We start from the raw sequence: 19,226 nt of genomic DNA, 5'->3' as shown, positions 1-19,226 counted from the left end.
CATTCACCGGGCGACTTAGGGAGGACTCCTAATGAAATTCGTGACCAGCATTCTCAATCGCCGCGCCTTCGTGGCACTCACGGCCGCCTCGATGCTTGCCGGCGTGATGCATTCGGCACCGGCATCCGCGGCTGACGCGACCATTCCGATCATCGTCAAGGATACTACGTCCTTCTACTGGCAGATCGTTCTGGCCGGCGCCCGTAAGGCCGGCAAGGATCTCGGCGTCAACGTGCCGGAACTCGGCGCCCAGGCCGAGACCGACGTCAACGGCCAGATTTCGATCCTCGAAAATGCCGTCGCCGGCAACCCGGCCGCCGTCGTCATCGCGCCGACCGAAGCCAAGGCGCTCGGCAAGCCGATCGACGAGGCCGCCACCAAGGTCAAGATCATCGGTATCGACTCCGGCGCCGACTCCAAGGCCTTCACCTCGTTCCTGACCACCGACAACATCCAGGGCGGCCGCGTCGCCGCTGACGGCCTTGCCGCAGCCATCGGCGAAGCCAATGGCGGCAAGATTGAGGGCGACGTCGCCCTGATCACCGCGCTTCCGGGCGCCGGCTCGCTCGAACAGCGTGCCCAGGGCTTCAAGGAACAGCTCGCCGCCAAATATCCGGGCCTCAAGCTGGTCGCCGACAAATACGCCGACGGCCAGGCCACCACCGGCCTCAACATCGCCACCGACCTGATCACCGCCAACCCCAACCTCAAGGGCATTTTCGCCTCCAACCTGATCATGGCGCAGGGCGTCGGTCAGGCGATCGCCGAGAACAGCCTCGCAGGCAAGGTCGGGCTGGTCGGCTTCGACAGCGACGAGAAGCTGATCAAATTCCTCAACGACGGCGTCATTTCGGCTCTCGTCGTCCAGGATCCGTACCGGATGGGCTATGACGGCATCAAGACGGCGCTCGCCGCCTCGAAAGGCGAGAAGGTCGAGGCCAATGTCGACACCGGCGCCAATTTGGTCACCAAGGCCAACATGAAGGATCCGAAGATCGACGCGCTGCTCAATCCGAAGCTCGACTGAGGATCGCCGCAAGTGAACTGTTTCCGGGGCCTTTTCGCCCCGGAAACATCCCACTCGTGCCAATCGCGAGGCCAATCTTTGGGGGCCAATCTGGGAGGATTGTCATGATGTCGACGGCGCAGGAACTCCATCCGGCCCCAACGCTGGAACCGGGCAGGACCATTCTCGAACTGCAAGGGCTGGAAAAGCGCTATCCCGGCACCCACGCGCTGAAGCCTGTCGACCTCGCCTTCAAGGCCGGCGAGATCCACGCCATCGTCGGCGAGAACGGCGCCGGCAAATCCACCCTGATCAAGCTTCTGACCGGCGTCATGCCGCGCACCTCCGGCGACGTCATCTGGGAGGGCAAGCCTGCCGCATTGGCAACGCCGCATGAGGCGATGGCGCTCGGCATCAATGCCGTGCATCAGGAAGTCGTCCTGTGCCGCCATCTCACCGTCGCCGCCAACATGTTCCTCGGCGAGGAGGATGCACGTTTCGGCATCCTGCAGCAGCGGGCGATGGTCAGGCAGGCGCAGAAGATCATCGACGATCTCGGCTTCGACCTGCCGGCGCATGTCATGCTGGGTGACCTGACCATCGGCCAGCAGCAACTGATCGCCGCCGCCCGCGCCACCGTGCGCGGCACCAAATTCCTGATCTTCGACGAACCGACCGCCTACCTCACCCGCAAGGAGGCCGACCAGCTGTTCACGCTGATCCGCCGGCTGAAGGGCGAAGGCGTCACCATCATCTACATCAGCCATCGCATGGAAGAAGTGTTCGAGCTCGCCGACCGCGTCTCGGTGCTGCGCGACGGCACGCTGGTCGGCACCAGGAATATCGCCGAGACCAATGACGCCGAGCTGGTCAAGATGATGATCAACCGCTCGATCGAGCAGGTCTACCACAAGGAGCATTTCACCCCCGGCGCGATGCTTGTAGAAACCAGGAACCTGTCCGGCAAGGGTTTCGAAAATGTCTCGATGTCCGTCCGCGCCGGCGAGATCGTCGGCCTCTACGGCCTGATCGGCGCCGGCCGCAGCGAGTTCGTCACCACGCTCTATGGCCGGCACCGCAAATCGGCCGGCCAGATCCTGTGGGAGGGCAAGGAGGTCAAGGTCAATTCCGAACATGACGCGATCAGGCTCGGCATGGCGCTGGCCCCGGAAAGCCGCCGCGACCAGGGCCTCTGCCTCAACCTGCCGGTCGGGCTCAACCTCAATCTGCCGATTTACAAGCGCATCTCGAATAATCTGCTGATCTCCCGCGCGCAGGAAAAGGCGCAAGCCGATCGCCAGATCGCCGACCTGCGCATCAAGACGCCGACGCGCGGCGCGCTGGCCTCCAGCCTGTCCGGCGGCAACCAGCAGAAGATCGTCATCGGCAAATGGCTCGCCCATGGCGCCAAGCTGTTCATCTTCGACGAGCCGACTGTCGGCGTCGATGTCGGCACCAAGGCCGAGATCTACCGCCTGTTTGGCGCGCTGCTGTCCAAGGGAGCCGGCATCATCCTGATCTCGTCCTACCTGCCGGAGGTCTATGAGCTCGCCGACACGCTGCACGTGTTCCGGCGCGGCAAGCTGGTGGCCACGCATGGGTTTCGTACCGCTGACCACGAGGAGATCCTCACCCAGGCGCTGGCCGAGAAACAAGAAAAACCGGGAGGACGGATATGAGCACCGAGGCGATCGCTGTCGAAAGGCCGAAACGCAATTACAACGCCCTGTTCGGGCTGACACTGCTGGCGCTGCTGGTTCTTTTGTGGGTCATCCTGTCGGTGGCGACGCCGAGCTTCGCCTCCGCCAACAACATCTCCAACCTGTTGCGGCAAGGGTCGATGATCGCCATCCTGGCGGTCGGCCAGACCTTCGTCATCATCACCGGCGGCATCGACCTTTCCGTCGGCGCCGTGGTCGGCTTCGCCACCGTCATCGTCGCGATGCTGATCAACGCCGGCACACCGGTTTTCCTCGCCATCCTGATCACCTTGCTGGTCGGCGTCGCCATCGGCATGTTCCATGGCTTCGGCATCGTCAAGATGGGCCTGCCGCCCTTCATCATCACCCTGGCAACGCTGACCTCGCTGCGCGGCATCGGCCTGTTGATGACCAACGGCAACTCGATCTCGATCAACAACGACGCCTTCCAGACGTTCTCGCGCAGTTCCTTCGTCGGCGTCCCCAATCTGTTCTGGATGGTGATCCTGGTCGGCATCCCGGCCTACATCTTCCTGCACCACAGCCGCTGGGGCCGCTATCTGTTCTCGGTCGGCTCCAACGCCGAGGCGTCGCGTCTGTCGGGCGTCAACGTCCAGCGCACCATCTACATGGCCTACACGCTGTCCGGGCTGTGCGCGGCCTTCGTCGGCGTGCTGCTTGCCTCGCGCATCGGCATCGGCAATCCGACGCAGGCCGAGGGCTGGGAATTGCAGGCGATCGCCTCCTCGGTGATCGGCGGCACCTCGTTGTTCGGCGCTGTCGGCTCCGTGCACGGGCCGCTGCTCGGCGCCTTCATCCTTGCCACCATCAACAACGGCGCCAATCTGCTTAACGTCAACGCCTTCTGGCAGCGCATCATCACCGGCGTGCTGATCATCGTCATAGTCTATTTCGACGGGCTGCGCCGCCGCGGCAAATAGATCGCCTCCCAACAGCCGGCCTCGCGACAGCAGAGCCGGCGGTGCCATGAACCGACTGGATTGAAGCATGAAAGCCGTCGTCTGCCGCTCGCCCGGCGAACTTGTCCTCGAAGATCGCCCGGCGCCTGGCGCGCCGCCCGCCGGCTGGGCGCTGGTCGCCGTCAGCCATGTCGGCATCTGCGGCACCGACTATCACATCTTCGAAGGCAAGCACCCGTTCCTCGCCTATCCCCGCATCATGGGCCACGAGGTTTCCGGCACCGTGATCGAGGTTGGCGAGGACGTCGATCTCGCCGTCGGCGAAGCGGTGATCGTCAATCCCTATCTCGCCTGCGGCAAATGCATCGCCTGCCGGCAAGGCAAGCCCAATTGCTGCATCAGGATCGAGGTGCTCGGCGTCCACCGCGACGGCGCCATGTGCGAGCAGCTCCTGGTGCCGGCGCAAAATCTTTATCCGGCAAACGGCCTGTCGCTGGCCGATGCCGCCGCCGTCGAATTCCTGGCGATCGGCGCCCATGCCGTGCGGCGCTCGCTGGTTGATCCAGGTGCGCGCACGCTGGTCATCGGCGCCGGCCCGATCGGGCTCGGCACGGCGCTGTTCGCCCGCATCGCCGGGCTCGACGTGACGCTGCTCGACATGAGTGCGGAGAGGCTGGGTTTCGCCGAAAGCGAACTCGGCTTCGCGACCCTCGACGGCTCGCGAGGCACCGCTGCCGACCTGGTGCGGGAAGCAACCGGCGGCGACGGCTTCGATGTGGTCTTCGACGCCACCGGCAGCACCCGGTCGGTGCAGTCGGCCTTCGCCCATGTCGCGCATGGCGGGGCGCTGGTCCTGGTCAGCGTCGTCAAGGACGACATCGCCTTTTCCGATCCCGAATTCCACAAGCGCGAGATGATGCTGATCGGCAGCCGCAACGCCCTGCGTGCCGATTTCGACCATGTCGCCGCCTCGATCCGCAACGGCGCGGTGCCGCTGGCAAAGCTGGTCACCCACCGCACCACGCTTGGCGAGACGCCGCGTGACCTCGCCCGCTGGGCGCATGAGAAGTCCGGCCTGATCAAGGCTGTCATTCAGGTCGGATGATGCCAGGGCTGGCGCATCTCAGAGCGCCGACAGTTTGAGCTCGATCCGCTCGGCCGGGAAGCGCGACTCCGAAAACTGTATCGGCTGACCGTCGGGCGTGACGTTGACGGCGACCGTCACCAGCACGATGGCGCCGGGCTGCAGCTCGAGGTCGGCAAGGTCGGCGGCATCCGCATGGCGCGCCGACAGCACTGTCGATTGCCGGAGATAGTCGTCGATGCCGAAACGTGCCAGCGATGCCGTGATCGAACCGGTTTCCGCCATGGCGGCATCGATGCCGGCAAAGCGCCTGGCATCGAACCAGCCGGCAGCGCGGGACACCGGCATTCCATCGGCTTCGCCGCGCGTTTCCAGGCGTATCACATCGGCCCCCTTCGCAAGGCCTAAGCCCTCTGCGACACGACGGTTGGCCGGCTCGACCGATGACGCGAGCAAGGTGATATGCCGCTCGGACGCCTGTCCTTGCAATCCCTCCGAAAAGCGGGTGCGCGCGCCGATCGGATAGGACAGCCGCCTGCGCGAAAGCACGAAGGTGCCGCGCCCCTGCTCCGCCCTGAGCACACCCTCCTGCACCAGCGCTGCGATGGCGCTGCGCACCGTATGGCGGTTGACGCCATAGCGTTCGGCCAACGCGATCTCGGGCGGCAGCGCGGCATTCTCGGGAAAATCGCCGACGGCGATCGAATGCAGGATCTGGTCGGCGATCTGCCGCCACAGCGCGACACCGCTGCGCCGCTCGATGCTGCTGGGCTGCCCGATCATTTCCGCCCCCGATCTTTTTGCCCCAGACATTTTCCTCGTGTCATGCACTCGTCATGGACACGCATTAGAAAATAGATATAATTTGTATAATTGTCTATATCAATAGACAAATGAACGCAGACGAGGAGCACCGGCCATACGAGGACGGGAAGTGCGAGAGCAGGCCGAGCGCAAGGCCTTGATGGCGACGCTGGCCCAATCGGCCGGCGACGATATCGTCCGCCTCTGGGACGAAGCCGGCCTGCCTTCTGAGGCGGAACTTCTGCGTGGCCCCGAAACCGGCTTGGTTACCGTGCGTGGCAGCATTGGCGGCGGCGGCGCGCCCTTCAATGTTGGCGAGGCGACGGTCACCCGCGCCACGGTGCGGCTTGCGTCCGGCCATGTCGGCCACTGCTATGCGCTCGGCCGCGACAAGCAGAAGGCAAGGCTGGCGGCAATCGCCGACGCGCTCTGGCAGGATCCTGCCTACCGCAACGAGGTCGAGACCAGGATCGTCGCGCCCTTGCAAGCGGCACTGGCCAAGGCGCGTGACCAGCGCCGCGCCGAGACGGCGGCGACCAAGGTCGATTTCTTCACCATGGTGCGCGGAGAAGACTGATGGACGCTGCTGTGCAATCGATCGAAGGCGGCTTTGCCGACCCGGTGTTCAACGCCCAGACCGTATTCCGTGTCGTCATGGACGCGATGGTGCGCCCGGGCAGCGTGCAGCCGCTGCCGGCCCTCGCCCAGCCGCCGGCGCCGCTATCGGTCACCGCCGGCGCCATTGCGCTGGCGCTGTGCGACAACGACACGCCGCTCTGGCTCGACCTGGTTTTGCAGGGGTCGGCGGCGATGAAATCCTGGCTTGGCTTCCATACCGGCGCGCCGCTGGCCAACACCCCGGCCGACGCGCATTTCGCGCTGATCGCCACGCCGGCCGAGATGATGGCGCTCGACGGCTTTTCGCAAGGCACCCAGGATTATCCCGATCGCTCCACGACGCTGATCCTCGAGGTCGGCGATCTCGTCTCCGGCGCTCCGCTGCTGCTCGAAGGCCCCGGCATCGAGACGACGGCGACGATCGCGCCGGCGCAAATGCCGCGTCATTTCGTCGAGCAATGGAAGCAGAACAACCAGCGCTTTCCGCGTGGCGTCGACGTCATCCTCGCCACCACCGACGCAATTGCCTGCCTGCCGCGTACGACGCGCATCAAGATCATGGAGGCGTAGCATGTACGTCGCGGTAAAGGGTGGCGAAGCGGCCATTCGCAATGCTCACAAACTGCTCGCCGACCGCCGGCGCGGCGATCGTTCGGTGCCCGCACTTCGGCTCGACCAGATCGTCGAGCAGCTGGCGCTCGGCGTCGACCGAGTGATAAGCGAAGGTTCGCTTTATGATCGCGAACTGGCGGCACTCGCCATCGTCCAGGCGCGCGGCGACATGATCGAGGCGATCTTCCTGGTTCGCGCCTATCGCACCACGCTGCCGCGTTTCGGCTACACCAGGGCGATCGACACCGGCACGATGCTGGTCGAGCGGCGCGTGTCGGCGACCTACAAGGACCTGCCCGGCGGCCAGCTGCTCGGCCCGACCTTCGACTACACCCACCGGCTGCTCGATCCCGAGCTTGCCGCCGGCGGCGATGTCGCCGAACCGGAACAGCGTGCAGGCGAAGCGGAGGCGATGCCGCGCGTCTCGGCCATCCTCGCCCGCGAAGGCCTGATCGAGCCCGACGGCGACATGCCTGGGGATCATGTCCCCGGCGACATCACCCGCGAGCCGCTCGAATTCCCGATGGCGCGTGACATCCGCCTGCAGGCGTTGTCGCGCGGCGACGAGGGGTTTCTGCTGGCGCTCGGCTATTCCACCCAGCGCGGCTACGCGCGCAACCATCCCTTCGTCGGCGAGGTTCGCATCGGCGAGGTCGAACTGGAACTGGACGTGCCGGAACTGCCCTTTGCCGTGCCGCTCGGCAGCATCCGCGTCACCGAATGCCAGATGGTCAACCAGTTCAAGGGCTCGGCCAAGGCGCCGCCGCAATTCACCCGCGGCTACGGCCTCGTCTTCGGCCAGAGCGAGCGCAAGGCGATGGCCATGGCGCTATGTGACCGCGCTCTACGCGCCTCGGAACTCGGCGAGGACGTCGTCTCCGCCGCGCAGGACGAGGAGTTCGTCATCTCGCATTCCGACAATGTCCAGGCGACCGGCTTCGTCGAGCATCTGAAGCTGCCGCACTATGTCGACTTCCAGGCCGAGCTCGACCTCGTGCGCCGCATGCGCGCCGAGCATGATGCCCGCGAAAACGCCGGCAAGGGCGAAGAGAAGAGGGAGGCAGCGGAATGAGTGCACAACCAGCGGATATAGCCACCTACAACTTCGCCTATCTCGACGAGCAGACCAAGCGGATGATCCGCCGCGCCATCCTCAAGGGCATCGCCATTCCTGGCTATCAGGTGCCGTTCGCCTCGCGCGAAATGCCGATGCCCTATGGCTGGGGCACCGGCGGCGTCCAGGTCACCGCTTCGATCATCGGCCCGGATGATGTGCTCAAGGTCATCGACCAGGGCGCCGACGACACCACCAATGCGGTTTCGATCCGCGCCTTCTTCAAGAAGGTCGCCAATGTCGCCGTCACCACCGAGACGGCCAAGGCGACCGTCATCCAGACCCGCCACCGTATCCCCGAACACCCTTTGGCGGCCGGTCAGGTGCTGGTCTACCAGGTGCCGATCCCCGAACCGCTGCGCTTCCTCGAGCCACGCGAGACGGAGACGCGCAAAATGCATGCGCTGGAGGAGTATGGTCTGATGCATGTAAAACTCTACGAGGATATCGCCAGGCACGGCCGCATCGCCACGACCTATGCCTATCCGGTCAAGGTCGAGGGCCGCTATGTGATGGATCCCTCGCCGACACCGAAGTTCGACAATCCGAAGATGCACCGTTCGCCGGCTTTGCAATTGTTCGGCGCCGGCCGCGAAAAGCGCATCTATGCACTGCCGCCCTTCACCGATGTGGTCAGTCTCGACTTCGAGGATCATCCGTTCGAGGTACAGACCTTCGACCAGCCCTGCGCACTGTGCGGGGCCGAGAACGTTTATCTCGACGAGGTCATCCTCGACGACCATGGCGGCCACATGTTCGTCTGCTCCGATACCGATCATTGCGAGAAGCGGCGCGAACAAGGCCATCGCGGCCACCTTGCGCCTGAAACCCCTCTTGCCCTGGAAAAAACGGAGCCGGCGCAATGACCGACGAACCGCTGCTGCGCGTCTCGGCGCTGTCCAAATTCTACGGCTCGCGCGTCGGCTGTGAAAACGTCACCTTCGATTTGTGGCCGGGCGAGGTGCTGGCGGTGGTCGGCGAATCCGGTTCCGGCAAGACGACGCTGCTCAACTGCCTGTCGACGCGGCTGCTGCCCTCTTCAGGCGCCGCCAGCTATCGGATGCGCGACGGCCAGTTCCGCGAACTCTATCGCATGAGCGAGGCCGAACGCCGCTTCCTGATGCGCACCGATTGGGGCTTTGTCCATCAGAACCCCGCCGACGGGCTGCGCATGACGGTGTCGGCCGGCGCCAATGTCGGCGAGCGGCTGATGGCGGTCGGCGACCGTCACTATGGCAGAATCCGTGCGACGGCGGTCGACTGGTTGTCGCGTGTCGAGATCGACGAAGACCGCATCGACGACGAGCCGCGCGCCTTTTCCGGCGGCATGCGCCAGCGCCTGCAGATCGCCCGCAACCTCGTTACCGGCCCACGGCTGGTGTTCATGGACGAGCCGACCGGCGGCCTCGACGTCTCGGTGCAGGCGCGCCTGCTCGATCTGTTGCGCGGGCTGGTCACCGACCTTGGCCTGGCAGCCATCGTCGTCACCCACGACCTCGCGGTGGCGCGGCTGTTGTCGCAGCGCATGATGGTGATGAAGGACGGCCGCGTCGTCGAAAGCGGCCTCACCGACCGCGTCCTCGACGATCCGCGCGCGCCCTACACGCAATTGCTTGTTTCCTCGATTCTACAGGTCTGAAGATGATTGCTCCGCCGTACCCCCCTCTGGCCTGCCGGCCATCTCCCCCTCAAGGGGGGAGATTGGCTGTCGCTCTCGGTTTCGCCACTCTTCAACGTTGCAGAACAGGCGCAACGAAAAGGCTGCCGATCTCCCCCCTTGAGGGGGAGATGCCTGGCAAGGCAGAGGGGGGTGCTGGCCCGCAAACGAACGACGATTGGAGAACCTTCTGATGCCGACCCCGCTCGTTGTCTCCGATGTCGCCAAGAGCTTCACCATGCATCTGCGCGACGGCATCAAACTGCCGGTGGTCGCCGGTGTCTCGTTCGCGATCAGGGCCGGCGAATGCTCCGTGCTCGGCGGCCCGTCCGGCGCCGGCAAGAGCTCGATCCTGAAAATGCTCTACGGCAATTATGCCGTCGACGCAGGCCAGATCATCGTCCAGCACGAGGACGGGCTGATTGACCTGGCTTCGGCCAGCCCGCGCACCGTGCTAGCTGTGCGCCGGCTCACGATCGGTTATGTCAGCCAGTTCCTGCGCACTGTACCGCGCGTCTCGGCGCTCGATGTCGTGGCCGAACCGCTGGTCGAGCGCGGCGAAGAGCGCGAAGTAGCGCGCGGTAAGGCGCGCGCCTTGCTGGCGCAGTTGAACCTGCCGGAGAAGCTCTGGGCGCTGCCGCCGGCGACGTTCTCCGGGGGCGAACAGCAGCGCGTCAACATCGCGCGCGGCTTCATCACCGAGCACCCGATCCTGCTGCTCGACGAGCCGACCGCCTCGCTCGATGCCAGGAACCGCGACGTGGTGATTTCCCTGATCGCCGCGAAGAAGGCGGCGGGCGTCGCTTTGCTCGGCATCTTCCACGATCACGACGTGCGCGAGGCTGTGGCCGATCGCATCATCGACGTGACCGCCTTCGCCGCGGGGAAAATCGCGGCATGACGAGGAAATTGTCGGAGGCGCCGCTGGTCCACGAGACGGCGGAGATCGAGAGCTCGACGCTTGGCCGCTGGACCGAGATCGCCGAACGCAGCCGGGTCTCCGAGAGCATTCTCGGCGACTATTCCTACATGATGCAGGACTGCGCCGTCTGGTGCGCGACGATTGGCAAATTCGCCAACATCGCCGCTAGCGTGCGCATCAATGCCACCAATCATCCGACCTGGCGGCCGACGCTACACCATTTCACCTATCGCGCCTCCGACTATTGGGACGACGCCGAGCACGAGAGCGAATTCTTCGCTCAGCGCCGCGCCAAACGCGTCACCATCGGCCACGACACCTGGCTCGGTCACGGCTCGACCATCCTGCCCGGCGTCACCGTCGGCGATGGCGCGGCGGTCGGTGCCGGGGCGGTCGTCTCGAAGGATGTGGCCCCCTACACCATTGTCGGCGGCGTACCGGCCAAGCCGATCCGCGAACGCTTCGACCGCCGCACTGCGGAACGCTACCAGGCGCTCGCCTGGTGGGACTGGGATCACGCCCGGCTGCGCGCCACGCTCGACGATTTTCGGGAACTGTCGGCCAATCAGTTTTTGGAGAAGCATGGGGGTTGACGCCCCGAATAAGTCAGCCGCTCAGGCAAATGTCCAAAATAATAGAAAGAAATCCTAACGTGATTAGAATAGCAACACCAGTCTGATTTAACCTGATAAGTTCTATAAATTTTTTGTCATAACCAATATCTACAAGTGATTTTTGTTTTTCTTCAATCTTATTTGCGAAATTTATCGTAACTAACGCGATTAAAAAAATGAGAATCATTAGAATAATGGCCGCGTCGCGCCCATTTCCATAATTGTACAAGTATCCCGATATTGGATGGTTCAAGCTACCAACCCGATATACGGACATCAAAACCAGGGCCACTGTGAAACTTATCGCAGCGACTACCCCTGCAGCATACAGCCGCAACCACTGGCGCCAACGTAGCAATTAGGAAGCCTCTCTTTGATACGGATTTGAATCTTTATTTCAATCTTGATGATGTGCAACCCCGGCAGAATCGCTTGGCGAATCCTGCCTTTGATATTCTACTTCTTGGCACGGTTTTCATGTCCCTGACACATCGTCGGGGCAGGACGCGGCCTTTCCTCTGGAGATCGCAATGCCTGTTTCAGTCAAACCTTCGCTCGCCGGATTCTTTGCCGGCACCAACCCGACCCCTCCGCTGCATCTCGGCAGGCGCTACGACACCTCTGGTAATTTTCTCAACGAGCCCGGCAACACGGTCGTCTGCCATCTCGTCAATGGCTCGGCTTCAGAAGCGGGGGTCATCGAGGTGCGTGAGCGGATGCGCGCGATGCCCGATGCCGACCGGCTGGCCTTCACGCCGGTCTCCAGCCTGCACATGACGCTCTTCCAGGGCATCATCGAACATCGCCGCCGCCTTCCCTACTGGCCGCAGGACGTGCCCCTCGACACCAGCATCGACGCCATGACCCGCCTCTATCTGGAACGCCTGAACGGCTTCAAAGGCTGCGGTGCTTTCAACGTCAGGGTCGTTGAAATCGTACCGACTGGCCTGACCGTCGCCGGCGCTTCCACCGAGGACCGGCGCGTTATGCGTTCCTGGCGCGATGCCCTGTCGGTGCCGTTCGGATACCGGCATCCCGACCACGACAACTATGTGTTCCACATCACCTTCGCCTACCCGATTCGGCGCCTGGACGACGACCGGGCATCCGCATGGCAGGATCTGTTCGATGACTGCCTGTCGCTCCTTGCGCATCAGGCACCGGTGATCGAGCTGCGACCACCGGCTTTCTGCAGCTTCAGCGACATGAAGCATTTCGAGGAGCTTGTTGTGCTGGGTTGATCGCGCTGCGAGGCTGTGGGCGGTAACAAAACTGACATCAATCCGACACCGCAGGTTCATGCGGCTGCGCTAGCGAGAGTTAACAGACCTTCAATTGCGACTGGACTGGAGCCTGCACCATGTCAGCTACGCTCGAAATCCGCGGCGTCACCCGACGGTTCGGCAAGAACACCGCCGTCAGCAATGTTCACATCTCCATTCCGCAAGGCCAGATGGTCGGCATCATCGGCCGCTCCGGCGCCGGCAAATCGACGCTTCTGCGCATGATCAACCGCCTCATCGATCCGAGCCAGGGATCCATCCTGTTCGACGGCGTCGAGGTCTCCGGGTTGCGCGGCTCGCCGCTCCGGCGCTGGCAGCGCGACTGCGCCATGATCTTCCAGCAATTCAACCTGGTGCCGCGCCTCGACGTGCTGACCAATGTGCTGCTCGGCCGGCTCAACCACCGTTCGACCCTGTCCAACCTGTTCGGCATGTTTTCCCGCGGCGAATGCGCCGAGGCGGTTGCAGCTCTCGAGCGCCTCGACATCGCCCGCACCGCGCTGCAGCCTGCTGGCACCCTTTCCGGCGGCCAGCAGCAGCGCGTTGCGATTGCGCGTGCCATGATGCAACAGCCGAAGGTGTTGCTCGCCGACGAGCCGATTGCCTCGCTCGACCCGCTCAACGCCAAGGTGGTGATGGATTCGCTGCAGGACATCAATTTGCGCGAAGGCATCACCGTCATCACAAATCTCCATACGCTTGATACGGCCCGCAACTATTGCAACCGCATCGTCGGCATGGCCGCCGGCAAGGTGGTCTTCGACGGCCCGCCCGAAGACCTCAACCGCGAGGCCGTGCGCATGGTCTACGGCGCCGACAGCAATGGCGCCGAAATCTCCGAGGCCATCACCTCGACCATTGTCGCCGTCAAACAGAAGATCGCTGCATCCGCCGGACCGCTCGAGCCAGCGTTTCCTGGTTGCTGAGAACGGCCTGATCGCTCGCCCGCGTCAAAGGCACCCGTCAAAAATTCGAACGCTACCGGCGCGAGGCCGGGACCAACAGGAGAGAGATAATGTTCAGGAAGATGGTTTTCGGTGCGGTTTCATTGCTCGCCATCGCAGCAAGTGCTGCTCACGCCCAGGATATCAAGGAATTCCGCGTCGGCATTCTCGGCGGCGAGAACGAAGCGGACCGGCTGCGCAACTTTCAGTGCCTCGCCGATCATCTGAAGACCGAATTCGGTTTCGAAAAGGTCTCGCTGTTCCCGGCTGCCGACTATGATGGCGTCATCCAGGGCCTGCTCGGCGGCACGCTCGATTTCGCCGAGCTTGGCGCGTCAGGCTATGCCAGCGTCTATCTCAAGGATCCGAACGCCGTCACCCCGATCCTCACCACCCAGCAGACCGACGGCGCGACCGGTTATTATTCGATTGGCCTGGCGCTGAAGTCGTCCGGCATCACCGACATCAAGTCGGCAAAGGGCAAGAAGCTCGGCTATGCCGACCCGGATTCGACCTCCGGCTATCTGATCCCGCTGACCCAGATCCCGAAGGACACCGGCGCTTCGAACGAAACCTTCTTCGCCTCGACGCAGTTCAATGGCGGTCACGAGAACAACGTTCTCGCCGTCCGCGACGGCAAGGTCGACGTGGCGGTTGACGATTCTTCCGGCATCGGCGACTTCAAGAACGGTTACACGTCCGGCACCTTCCACAAGGAAGTCGCCAAGGGCGCCGTCGACCCCAACGACTTCGTCGAAGTCTGGCGTTCTGGCCTGATCCCGAACGGCCCGCTGGTCGTGCGCACCGCGCTCGGCGGCGATATGACCGCCAAGCTCGCCAACTTCTTCACCAGCCTGCCGGCCAAGGACAAGCCCTGCTTCGAGGCCATCGAAGGCGGCGATTTCACCGGCTACGTTCCGGTGAAGCCGGACTTCTACAGCGTCATCGTCGAAGCCCGCAAAGCCGCGATCGGCGGCTGACGACAATTGCGGAAAGGGCGGCGTCCATTAGAGCGACGTGCGTCCACTTGGACGCACAAAGTACGCTCTAACACTTAGATGCCGCATCGTGCTTTCCGAAAGTCGAACTTCGACTTTCGGGCCGATGCGGTCGCCGCCCTTTTTGCGTGTCCGCTCGTGACCCCGTATGACCTTCGCCGCTACAATTCGTTCAGACGCGGTCCGGCAGGCAGCAGACGCCTGGCGACGCCAGACGTCCTTGCGCCGGTTCTACACGGCGCTCGGCATCGGCTTACTGCTTGTCGCCATGTGCACAGCCATGTGGTTCGCCGACGAGGCCAATGCGGGGCATTTCTTCGATCGGCTACCGCACATACTGGATTTCCTTAGTTGGCTTGTTCCCAAGGACTGGAACGACGTCTGGCGGGCGCTGTTCGACATCGCATCGCCGCACGACAAGGGCAGCCAGGAGTTCAATTTCCCGCTTGGTCGCGTCTATCTCTGGGGCGGCTTTTATCTACCCGAATATTTCGAGCTGATGCTCACCACGCTTAACGTGGCGCTGGTTTCCACTTTCATCGGCTTTGTCTTTGCGGTGCCCTTTTCCTTCATCGCCGCGCGCAACTTGACGCCCAGTCCGGTGCTCAGGCTCGTCGTCAAGCGCTTCATGGAACTGCTTCGCGCCTTCCCGGAGATCGTCATTGCCGGCCTGTTCGCAGCCATCCTCTCGACCGGCCCGGTCGCGGCCATCATCGCCATCGGCCTGCATTCGATCGGCGCCCTCGGCAAGCTCTTCTACGAGATCAATGAAAACATCGACATGCGCGCCGAAGAAGGCCTGCGCGCGGTCGGCGCCAACTGGTTCGAGCGCGTGCGCTTTGCCGGCCTGCCGCAAGTGCTGCCCAATTTCATGTCCTACACGCTGCTCAGGATCGAGATCAATGTGCGTATCTCGACCATTATCGGCGCGGTCGGTGGTGGCGGCATCGGCGAGGAACTGAAGCTCTCCATCTCGCGCGGTTTCGGCGCCAAGACGCTGGCATTGGTGCTGCTGCTGTTCACGACGATCTTCCTCGTCGACCAGTTTTCCGCCTGGCTACGCCGCAAGCTCGTCGGTGAGCAGGCATTCATGATGGGCGCCTGACCATGATCCCAAAAAGTGGATTCCGGTTTTTGGAAAAGATCATGGCAAATCAACAAGAAGACTGCCCATGGCCGCAATGACCGCCGATGAGATGCAGTCGATCGAGGAGCGCTTTCCCCAAGTGTTCCGGCGGCCCCTGTACAAACGCTTCGGCCCGCTGGTCCTGTTCACCGGCATCCTGCTCTACCTCCTCTACGCCTTGTGGTTCTTCAGCCTGCCGCAAGTGCTGAGGGAATCGCACTGGGAGCGCCTGCCGCTCTTCCTGACGCAATGGATCAGCTACGATCTGCAGCCGGAATTCCGTCTCGACCAGCCTCAGATCACACCCAGATACCCGCGTTTTTCGGCGCTTGGCGAAGACCCGCATCCCGATTGGGTCATCACCAATGCCAACGGCTCCTACACCATCCTGATCGACGGCCGAGCCAAATCCGTCACCTTCGACAAGGCCGAGGCGACGCTTGTCGCCTTTGGCCGGACGGTGCCGGTGTCGTTGGCCAGCGGCAAACCGGTAATATCCGGCCCGGTGCCGGAGTGGATCACCGTGCATGACGACGAAATCGTCGCCAGGATGGGCTTTGCCGGCGAGGTCCGTATGACCGTCGATCGCGTCAAGGTCCGCAAGCGCTTCCTTGGCTGGGCGAATTTCGTCTTCGACACACGCTCGCCCTTCTTCGGCAAGTCACCCGGCGACGTGGTCTCGTTGCTGATGTCCGGACCCCAGCTCAAGCCGGGCACATCCAATCTGGCACTGGCCGGCGACAACATCTGGAACAACGCCCAGTGGCAGCATGGCGATGTCTGGACGAAGCTGTTCCAGACCATCGTCATGGCGTTTCTCGGCACCTTGCTCGGCGGCATCGTTGCCTTCCCGCTTGCCTTCTTCGCCGCACGCAACATCACCCCGAGCGGCCTGCTTAGCCAGGTGCTCAAGCGGTTCTTCGATTTCATGCGTTCGGTCGACATGCTGATCTGGGCGCTGTTCTTCACCCGCGCCTTCGGCCCGGGTCCGCTTGCCGGCAGCGCCGCGATTTTCTTCACCGAGATCGGCACGCTCGGCAAAGTCTATTCGGAAGGCCTCGAGAACATCGACGACAAGCCACGCGAGGGCATCCAGTCGACCGGCGCCAACGGCTTGCTGGTGCAGCGCTATGGCGTGCTGCCGGAAGTGATCCCGGTCTTCATCAGCCAGACACTCTATCAGTGGGAATCCAACACCAGGGGCGCGACGATCATCGGCGCCGTCGGTGCCGGTGGCATCGGCCTGAAGCTCTGGGAGGCGATGCGCACCAATTCCAACTGGGCCAATGTCTTCTACATGGTGCTCTTGGTCCTGCTCGTCGTTTTCATCTTCGACAACATTTCCAATTTCCTGCGCCGCCGCTTGAGCAGGACGATCCACGACTACAACCGGATCCAGGCCGGCCAGGATTAACGGGGGCGTTGCGCAGGCGTGCGGTTAGGGCGCCTTCCTCCATCCATTCCTGATATGCTTGTAGCCGTCGCGGTAGACGGCTTCCGGGCTTTCGGAAAAGTCGCGCCACACCTTGGTGGCCCCGGCCAAATCCTTCAGCGAGCGGCCGAACGCCTCGATTGTCAGCCAATCGTCATAGCCGCTGTTGCGAATGGCTGAGAAAGTCTCCTTCCAGGGGATGTGGCCGCGGCCCGGCACGCCGCGATCATTCTCCGAAATATGGATATGGACGACGTTCTTGCGGTTGCGCGAATAGGCGCCGATCGGGTCGGCCTCTTCGATGTTGGCATGGAAGGTGTCGTACATCGCCTTGATGTGCGGCCGGTCGATCGCGTCGATATGCTCCGACAAATCGTCCATCGTGTTGAGCAGATAGCATTCGAAGCGGTTGAGCGCCTCCAGCCCGATGGTGACACCCTTGTTGCCGGCATGGTCACCGATGGCGCGCTGCGAAGCGATCGAACGTTTTTTCTCGGCCGCCGTCGGCCCGCTGCCGGAGAAGGCCCCGAGTGTCGAATGCAGCGGGCCGCTCAACGTGTTCGCGCCAAGCGCCTGAGCGCAGTCGATCGCCGACTTCATGTAGTCGATGCCGGCCTTGCGCGTCGAGGCATCCGGCGAGATCAGGTTCATCGCCGGATCGCCCATCGCCGAGACGGCGGTGCGTTGCAGCCCGATACGGTCGAGCAGCTCGCCGAGTTTCCTGTAGTCGTCCGGCGTGCCGGAGAAGACCGGTATTTCGACGCCGTCGAAGCCGGTCGCCTTGATGTCCCTGAGTAGCGGCTCGTGTTTTTTCGAGACACTGGTCGTCCACAACAACATGCACATGCCGATTTTCATCGACGCCCCCTCCCTTTGACGGCCGGGCTTGCTCCTCTGGCGACTTCGCCACAAGCCCCCTCATCCGGCCGCTTCGCGGCCACCTTCTCCCCGCTGGGGAGAAGAAGCAGACGCCAACGCTGGCGATCTCCTCTCCCCTCGGGGAGAGGTCGGATTGCCCCGAATTGCCCTTGCAATTCGGCTGGCAATCCGGGTGAGGGGGGCTTCCCGTTAACCGGACGCAGCGATTAAAGTTTCGTCCACGCCCCATTCTTCTTCGACGACTTCACGCAGGCCTCAATGAAGGCCATGCCCTCGACGCCGTCCTCCACGGTCGGGAAGACGACATCCTTGGCCGGCTTGCCGCCCTTCTGGCGCGCCGCACGAATAGCCCGCGCGGCTTCCTGGTAGATATTGGCAAAGCCTTCGAGATAGCCTTCCGGATGCCCTGGCGGAACGCGGCTGACGCGCCCGGCGACGGGGAGCGCGCCGGCGCCGTTTCGGGTGATCAACTGCTTCGGCTGGCCGAACGGCGTGTACCAGAGATAGTTCGGGTCGGCCTGCACCCATTCGAGCCCGCCCTTCGAGCCGTAGATGCGCAATTTCAGCCCGTTCTCGTGGCCGGGCGCCACTTGGCTTGCCCAGATCATGCCCTTGGCGGGGTGCGACCCGCCGACCGGCCTAAAGCGCAGCAGCACATTGATGTTGTCGTCGAGCAGCCTCCCCGGCACGAAGGCATCGAGATCGGCCGACAACGAATCGAGCTCCAGCCCGGATACGAAACGGGCAAGGTTGTAGGCGTGCGTGCCAATGTCGCCCAGCGCGCCGCCGGCACCGGCCTGCTTGGGGTCTGAGCGCCACGCAGCCTGCTTCTGGCCGGTGGCGGCCAGATCTTCGGTCAGCCAGTCCTGCGGATATTCCGACTGCACGATGCGGATATCGCCGAGCTGTCCCTTGGCCACCATCTCGCGTGCCTGCCGCACCATCGGATAGGCGGTGTAGTTATGCGTCAGCACGAACACCTTGCCGGTCTTTTCGACCAGCGCCGCCAGCTTCTTTGCCTCGGCCAGCGTCGTCGCCAGCGGCTTGTCGCAGATGACGTGGATGCCGGCCTCGAGAAAAGCCTTGGCAGCCGGCACGTGCACATTGTTCGGCGTGACGATGGCCACCGCCTCGATGCCGTCCGGCCGCTTGGCCTCCGCCTTGGCCATCTCGGCATAAGAGCCGTAGCTGCGTGCGGGATCGAGCCCAAGCTCGGCGGCCGAGGCCTTAGCGCGCTCCGGATCCGACGACAAGGCGCCGGCGACCAGCACGAACTCGTTATCCATGCGCGCTGCGATGCGGTGCACCGCGCCGATAAAGGCGCCTTGTCCGCCGCCGACCATGCCGTAGCGGATCGGACCGCCCCCCGTTTCCGCCTTCGATGCACCAACCATGATTTTCTCCCTCGTTATCTGAGATACCCCTCCCCCTTGAGGGGAGGGTCGACGCGTAGCGTCGGGGTGGGGTCGCCGGGCATGAAGCTCGGCATGGACCGACCCCATCCGGCCCTCCG

19 protein-coding genes are annotated in these 19,226 nt (G+C 63.4%); 16 read left to right on the top strand and 3 right to left on the bottom strand.

Annotation, left to right across the window (positions count from 1 at the left end):
• The first annotated feature begins 31 nt into the window (after nt 1-31).
• The 4 genes from NKH70_RS07845 (at nt 32) to NKH70_RS07830 (ending at nt 4,731) form a co-directional block, all read left to right on the top strand.
• Nucleotides 32-1,027: an ABC transporter substrate-binding protein gene (locus tag NKH70_RS07845; RefSeq protein ID WP_352713967.1), complete on the top strand. Its 996-nt coding sequence runs from the start codon at nt 32-34 to the stop codon at nt 1,025-1,027.
• Between the two features lie 104 nt (nt 1,028-1,131).
• A complete protein-coding gene (locus NKH70_RS07840) occupies nt 1,132-2,685 on the top strand; it encodes a sugar ABC transporter ATP-binding protein (protein ID WP_292664617.1) in 1,554 nt (517 codons plus the stop codon).
• Nucleotides 2,682-3,647 (top strand): ABC transporter permease, encoded by a 966-nt coding sequence (locus NKH70_RS07835; protein WP_292664616.1) that lies wholly within the window; start codon nt 2,682-2,684, stop codon nt 3,645-3,647. The genes NKH70_RS07840 and NKH70_RS07835 overlap by 4 nt, the downstream gene beginning before the upstream one ends.
• Before the next feature lie 67 nt (nt 3,648-3,714).
• Nucleotides 3,715-4,731, top strand: coding sequence for a zinc-binding alcohol dehydrogenase family protein (locus tag NKH70_RS07830; protein ID WP_352713974.1), 1,017 nt, complete (start codon nt 3,715-3,717; stop codon nt 4,729-4,731).
• An 18-nt stretch (nt 4,732-4,749) separates the two neighbouring features.
• Here the strand turns inward: NKH70_RS07830 and phnF are convergent, their stop codons facing one another.
• Nucleotides 4,750-5,493: a phosphonate metabolism transcriptional regulator PhnF gene (gene phnF, locus NKH70_RS07825; protein WP_352713977.1), complete on the bottom strand. Its 744-nt coding sequence runs from the start codon at nt 5,491-5,493 to the stop codon at nt 4,750-4,752.
• 136 nt (nt 5,494-5,629) lie between these two features.
• On the opposite strand from phnF, the gene phnG reads away from it, so the two are divergent.
• From phnG to phnE (NKH70_RS07765), 12 genes are all read left to right on the top strand, one after another.
• Nucleotides 5,630-6,091: a phosphonate C-P lyase system protein PhnG gene (gene phnG / locus NKH70_RS07820; protein WP_352713981.1), complete on the top strand. Its 462-nt coding sequence runs from the start codon at nt 5,630-5,632 to the stop codon at nt 6,089-6,091.
• The gene (gene phnH / locus NKH70_RS07815; protein ID WP_352713985.1) at nt 6,091-6,702 is read left to right on the top strand and encodes a phosphonate C-P lyase system protein PhnH; all 612 of its coding nucleotides are present in this window, start codon (nt 6,091-6,093) and stop codon (nt 6,700-6,702) included. Before phnG ends, phnH begins: the two co-directional genes overlap by 1 nt.
• A gap of 1 nt (nt 6,703) precedes the next feature.
• Nucleotides 6,704-7,816: a carbon-phosphorus lyase complex subunit gene (locus NKH70_RS07810; protein WP_352910537.1), complete on the top strand. Its 1,113-nt coding sequence runs from the start codon at nt 6,704-6,706 to the stop codon at nt 7,814-7,816.
• Entirely contained in the window at nt 7,813-8,724 is a 912-nt protein-coding gene (locus NKH70_RS07805; RefSeq protein ID WP_352713992.1) for an alpha-D-ribose 1-methylphosphonate 5-phosphate C-P-lyase PhnJ, read from the top strand. The genes NKH70_RS07810 and NKH70_RS07805 overlap by 4 nt, the downstream gene beginning before the upstream one ends.
• Nucleotides 8,721-9,497 carry a phosphonate C-P lyase system protein PhnK gene (gene phnK, locus NKH70_RS07800; RefSeq protein WP_352713996.1) on the top strand — a complete coding sequence of 259 codons (777 nt, stop codon included), beginning with the start codon at nt 8,721-8,723 and terminating at the stop codon, nt 9,495-9,497. The genes NKH70_RS07805 and phnK overlap by 4 nt, the downstream gene beginning before the upstream one ends.
• A gap of 211 nt (nt 9,498-9,708) precedes the next feature.
• A complete protein-coding gene (gene phnL, locus NKH70_RS07795) occupies nt 9,709-10,416 on the top strand; it encodes a phosphonate C-P lyase system protein PhnL (protein WP_352910534.1) in 708 nt (235 codons plus the stop codon).
• Nucleotides 10,413-11,030 (top strand): DapH/DapD/GlmU-related protein, encoded by a 618-nt coding sequence (locus tag NKH70_RS07790; protein WP_352714004.1) that lies wholly within the window; start codon nt 10,413-10,415, stop codon nt 11,028-11,030. The genes phnL and NKH70_RS07790 overlap by 4 nt, the downstream gene beginning before the upstream one ends.
• 551 nt (nt 11,031-11,581) lie before the next feature.
• The gene (locus tag NKH70_RS07785) at nt 11,582-12,292 is read left to right on the top strand and encodes a DUF1868 domain-containing protein (protein WP_352910531.1); all 711 of its coding nucleotides are present in this window, start codon (nt 11,582-11,584) and stop codon (nt 12,290-12,292) included.
• Nucleotides 12,293-12,411: 119 nt separating this feature from the next.
• A complete protein-coding gene (gene phnC / locus NKH70_RS07780) occupies nt 12,412-13,260 on the top strand; it encodes a phosphonate ABC transporter ATP-binding protein (RefSeq protein ID WP_352714013.1) in 849 nt (282 codons plus the stop codon).
• 89 nt (nt 13,261-13,349) lie between these two features.
• Nucleotides 13,350-14,258 (top strand): phosphonate ABC transporter substrate-binding protein, encoded by a 909-nt coding sequence (phnD, locus tag NKH70_RS07775; RefSeq protein ID WP_352714014.1) that lies wholly within the window; start codon nt 13,350-13,352, stop codon nt 14,256-14,258.
• Nucleotides 14,259-14,424: 166 nt separating this feature from the next.
• Nucleotides 14,425-15,381 carry a phosphonate ABC transporter, permease protein PhnE gene (gene phnE, locus NKH70_RS07770; protein WP_352714016.1) on the top strand — a complete coding sequence of 319 codons (957 nt, stop codon included), beginning with the start codon at nt 14,425-14,427 and terminating at the stop codon, nt 15,379-15,381.
• A 67-nt stretch (nt 15,382-15,448) separates the two neighbouring features.
• On the top strand, nt 15,449-16,816 hold the full coding sequence (gene phnE / locus NKH70_RS07765) for a phosphonate ABC transporter, permease protein PhnE (protein WP_352714019.1): 1,368 nt from the start codon (nt 15,449-15,451) through the stop codon (nt 16,814-16,816).
• A 24-nt stretch (nt 16,817-16,840) separates the two neighbouring features.
• On the opposite strand, the gene NKH70_RS07760 is transcribed toward phnE (NKH70_RS07765), so the two are convergent.
• On the bottom strand, nt 16,841-17,692 hold the full coding sequence (locus tag NKH70_RS07760; protein ID WP_352714023.1) for a sugar phosphate isomerase/epimerase family protein: 852 nt from the start codon (nt 17,690-17,692) through the stop codon (nt 16,841-16,843).
• Nucleotides 17,693-17,919: 227 nt separating this feature from the next.
• Entirely contained in the window at nt 17,920-19,107 is a 1,188-nt protein-coding gene (locus tag NKH70_RS07755; protein ID WP_352714026.1) for a Gfo/Idh/MocA family protein, read from the bottom strand.
• Nucleotides 19,108-19,226 lie beyond the last annotated feature (119 nt).

It is taken from the genome of Mesorhizobium sp. M0991, from assembly GCF_040318915.1.
Classification (GTDB): Bacteria; Pseudomonadota; Alphaproteobacteria; order Rhizobiales; family Rhizobiaceae; genus Mesorhizobium.
The sequence above is the reverse complement of the archived record's forward strand: the minus strand, read 5'-3'. Positions and strand labels throughout refer to the sequence as shown.